We start from the raw sequence: 4,364 nt of genomic DNA, 5'->3' as shown, positions 1-4,364 counted from the left end.
ACGCTGCCCACGGGGCTGAGGTTAGCTGATGGAAACTGTTGGAAGCGCCGCAGGCAAATCAGCTTCCCTAGCTGCTAACAGCTAGAAGCTAGCAGCCCCGTGCGAGTGACTCTGCACACAAACGCGCTAGCCACCAATCCTCACCAGCTCGACAAACTGAAATATCGTTATTTCTCTTGTCCTATTTTTCACATTTTCCCCACCAAAAAGAGCTGCATCGGATACACATCCGGTGCAGCTCTTTTCGTATAGTCTTATTTTTCAATACCCACGAACTTGTAGTCCTTGGCTTCGATGGCTTTCTTGATATCCCCATCGGCCACAGCCTTGTCCAAGGTGAGGACAGCGGTGCCCTTTTCATGGGATACATCAGCCTTTTCTACGCCATCCAGCGCTTCCAGGGCTTTCTTTACGGTCATTTCGCAGTGATTGCACATCATACCTTCAATTTTAACGGTTTCTTTCATCTTTGTTTCCTCCTTTGGAAATATGATTTTTTTATATTCATAATCCGCCTTGGCAATCACATCTTTCATGGCTGCCTCGTCGGGTTGTGAGCTGTAAGTAATGTCCACGGTCCCCTTCGTATGGTCCGCTTTGGCCGATTTTATAAATGGCAGGGATTCCAGGGCCTCCTTCACATGGCGCTCGCAGTTCTCGCACATCATGCCGTCCACCAGCACCGTGGCGTGGTTATCTTCGGCCGGCTTTTCGGGGACTATCCCCTTATATATGTAATCCGCATCCTCTATAGACTTCTTCATAGCTTCTTCATCCAGAGGTTTATGGGCGGTTATTTTTACCTTTCCCGTGGTGAAATCGGCGGAGGCGGAGTCGATGAATGGCAGGGACTCCAGGGCTTCCTTCACATGGCGCTCGCAGTTGTGGCAGGTCATACCGTCTACGAGCACGGTGGTTTCCTTTTCAGAAACTCCGGTTTCCTTCACCGGTTCCACTTTTAGAGCTTCCTGTTTCTTCGGCGTTTCCATGTCCGGCAGGTCCACCATTTTTCTCTTTTTGTCGTGCTTCCGGTTATGCAGGTTGAAGAGGTTGAGCCGCAGTGCGTTCATGCAGACCGTGAAGCTGGAAAGGGACATGGCAGCGGCGCCCCACATGGGGTTCATCCGGACCCCCGGGTACAAACCGGCAGCCAGGGGGATGAGAATGATGTTGTATGCAAAGGCCCAGAACAGGTTTTCATGGATATTCCAGAGAGTTTCCCGGGACAGGCGGATGGCTGCGGAGACATCGGTGAGCTTTGAATTCATGAGCACCACATCCGCCGAATCGATGGCCACGTCTGTGCCGGCGCCGATGGCGACGCCGAGATCCGCCCGGACCAGGGCCGGCGCATCATTGATGCCGTCTCCCACCATGGCCACTTTGCCATACTTCTGGAACGCTTCAATCACCGCTTCTTTCCCGTCCGGCAGCACGCCGGCGATGACCTTGTCCACCCCCGCCTTTTGGGCGATGGCTCTTGCGGTCTTTTCATTATCACCGGTGAGCATGACCACCCGGATGCCCATGTCGTGGAGTTCTTCCACCGCCTGGGCAGAGTCCTTCTTGATTACGTCCGCCGCAGCAATGAGGCCCAAGAGTTTTCCGCCCTTTTCAAAGAAGAGGGGCGTCTTGCCTTCGCCGGCCAGGGTTTCCGCTTTTTCTTTCAGCCTGTCCGTGGAAACAAGGGTGGAAATATAATCCATGGATCCTCCGTGGATTTCTTCTCCCCCCGCCGTTCCCATGAGGCCATGGCCCGAAAGGTTACGGAAGGAATCGAGGGAGCGGGCTTTGATGCCCTTTTCTTCCCCATAGGCCACGACTGCTTTCGCCAGGGGATGCTCCGATTTCACTTCCAGGGAGTACGCCGTTTCAAGCAGTTCCTTTTCGCTCACCCCGTCTGCCGGGACGATGTCGGTGACTGCCGGTTTCCCTTCGGTAATGGTACCGGTCTTATCCATGACCACGATGGCCATTTTCCCTGCATTTTCCAGGGATTCGCTGGTTTTGAAGAGGATACCGTTTTTCGCGCCCATACCGTTGCCCACCATAATGGCCACCGGCGTTGCGAGGCCCAGGGCGCAGGGGCAGGAAATGACGAGAACACAGATGGCGTATTCCAGGGCCACCGATACCGGTGCTCCCAGGTATAGCCATACGAGGAATACCACCAGGGCAATGGCCATGACCGCCGGTACGAAGACGGCGGATACCTTATCCGCAATCCGGGCAATGGGGGCCTTCGTGGCCGCCGCATCGCTCACGAGCTGGATAATCTGGGCAAAGGTGGTATCCTTACCCACCCGGAGAGCCCGGGCCCGGATATAGCCATTGGTATTCATGGAAGCAGCACTGACGGTGTCACCGGCCTTCTTGTCCACGGGGATGGATTCCCCGGTCAGCGCCGATTCGTCCACCGCCGTTTCTCCTTCGATGATTTCCCCATCCACCGGGATCGATTCTCCCGGCTTCACGATGAAAATATCACCGATGGCTACCTGCTCCACAGGCACAGTTTCGGGATTTCCATTCCGCTCCACCACCGCCGTCTTCGGCGCCATTTTCATGAGGCTCTTCAGGGCATCCGTGGTACGGCCCTTCGAAATGGATTCCAGCAGTTTCCCCACCGTAATGAGGGCCGGAATCATGGCCGCCGATTCGAAATACAGCTGGTCATGGTAAATGGGCATAATATCCATATTCGATGCGCCGCCGGTAATGAGCACGGTCATCTTGTAGAACACATAGAGGGACCAGCCAAAGGAAACGGAGGAACCCATGGCCACCAGGGCATCCATATTCGGTGCCCCATGGAAGAGGGACCGGAAACCGGAGGTAAAGAAGGCCCGGTTGATAGCCATGACGATAAAGGACAGAATCATTTCCGTCAGGGCCAGGCCCAGATGGTTGTGGTCCAGGAAGGCAGGCACCGGCAGGTCCAGCATGTTATGGCCCATGGTAATGTACATAAGGAACACAAGGAAAATGATGGAAAGAATGAGCCGCCGCTTTAATTTCGGCGTTTCATGGTCCTTCAGCGCTTCCTCCTCCGCCGCCAGGGCAGAGGTCTCTTCGGCGGACGCATTCATGGGCTTTGCCCCGTACCCCGCCTTTTCTACGGCGGAAACCACGTCCTTCGCAGGAACATCCCCTTCTACGGACATGGAATTTGTGAGCAGGGACACAGTCACCTGCTTCACCCCCGGCACCCTGGACACCGCCTTCTCCACATGGGCCTGGCAGGCAGCACAGGTCATACCGGATACCATATACTGGCATTTTTCAGCCATAAAATCACCAACTTTCGGATAAATTCAGAGTTGAAAACCGATGCTGACGGATAGAGCCATTCGAACGGGAACTTCTGGCTGTCAGCAGTCAGGAAAGTTCTAGTGCCGCAGGCGGTAGAGTTTTCTGGCCGATAAAAACCAAAGAAGCCCCCACCCGTTCATACGGAACCTGGCCATGGAACAACCGCCACGCAGCGGCTGACCAGCCCAAGGCCAAAGGCTCACTGCTTCAAGGCTGCTGTACCTGCAAGCACGACACATTCATCTCTCCCATACCGTAGTGGAACAGCATGGAATAAATCCATAAAAACTCGCGACGCTATATGAATTGTGCGCCGCACCGCCATTCCTCACTCCTCATTCCTCATTCCTGACTAATAGCCGGACTTCAATCAATCCGACTGGGGATCTGCTCTATCAGCGCCTTTCACTTCATCAGCTTCTGCAGCATGGTACAGAGCTCGTCCACCTTGCCTTCCTTCCCTTCCCGGATATCCTCGGTTACACAGCCCCGGATATGGGCGGCCAGGAGAAGCTTATTGAAACTGTTCAGCGCATTGGTCACCGCCGACACCTGCATGACGATGTCCGGACAGTAGGCATCGTTTTCGACCATCTTTTCGATGCCCCGGATCTGGCCTTCCACCGTCTTCAGCCGGGTCAGAAGCTTTTTCCGTTCTTCCTCGGTCCGCTGGGTATGACGGCATTCACAGGATTCTTCATCTGCCATGGTTCTATCTCCTTATATCGAAAATCTTTTATCTCTCACGGTCCTAATACTACACCCCCCTGGGGTCCCCTGTCAAGAGGAAAATGATGGAGTTGAGATTTTAAAATTGAGAGTTGAGGTCCAGCAGCTTCTCCGCGATATTTCAGTGAGCTGGTGGTATTCGGGGTTGACGGGTAGAGTCACTCGCACGGGGCTTCTAGCTTCTAGCGGCTAGCAGCCAGGAAAACTGATTCGCCTGCGGCGCTTCCAATCGCTAACCTCCGTCTGCTTCGCAGCCACCTCCTTCCCAAGGAAGGAGGCTGACGGACAGCGGCTCTGCCGCAGTTGGATTCCTAACGACTCTA

At 54.5% G+C, this 4,364-nt stretch carries 2 protein-coding genes; both read right to left on the bottom strand.

Annotated features, from left to right (window positions below; genetic code table 11):
• Positions 1-254 precede the first annotated feature (254 nt).
• The gene (locus QZR21_RS08215) at positions 255-3,290 is read right to left on the bottom strand and encodes a heavy metal translocating P-type ATPase (protein ID WP_296974848.1); all 3,036 of its coding nucleotides are present in this window, start codon (positions 3,288-3,290) and stop codon (positions 255-257) included.
• A gap of 427 nt (positions 3,291-3,717) precedes the next feature.
• Positions 3,718-4,020, bottom strand: coding sequence for a metal-sensing transcriptional repressor (locus QZR21_RS08210; protein ID WP_296098351.1), 303 nt, complete (start codon positions 4,018-4,020; stop codon positions 3,718-3,720).
• Positions 4,021-4,364 lie beyond the last annotated feature (344 nt).

It is taken from the genome of uncultured Dialister sp. (assembly GCF_900541605.1).
In the GTDB taxonomy this organism is placed as follows: domain Bacteria; phylum Bacillota; class Negativicutes; order Veillonellales; family Dialisteraceae; genus Dialister.
This window is presented reverse-complemented; position numbering and strand designations above follow the sequence as displayed.

What these genes read in the sequence shown, in the direction of transcription:
- QZR21_RS08215 (WP_296974848.1), bottom strand. Translation starts at nt 3,290, where the DNA reads ATGGCTGAAAAATGCCAGTATATGGTATCCGGTATGACCTGTGCTGCC.
- QZR21_RS08210 (WP_296098351.1), bottom strand. Translation starts at nt 4,020, where the DNA reads ATGGCAGATGAAGAATCCTGTGAATGCCGTCATACCCAGCGGACCGAG.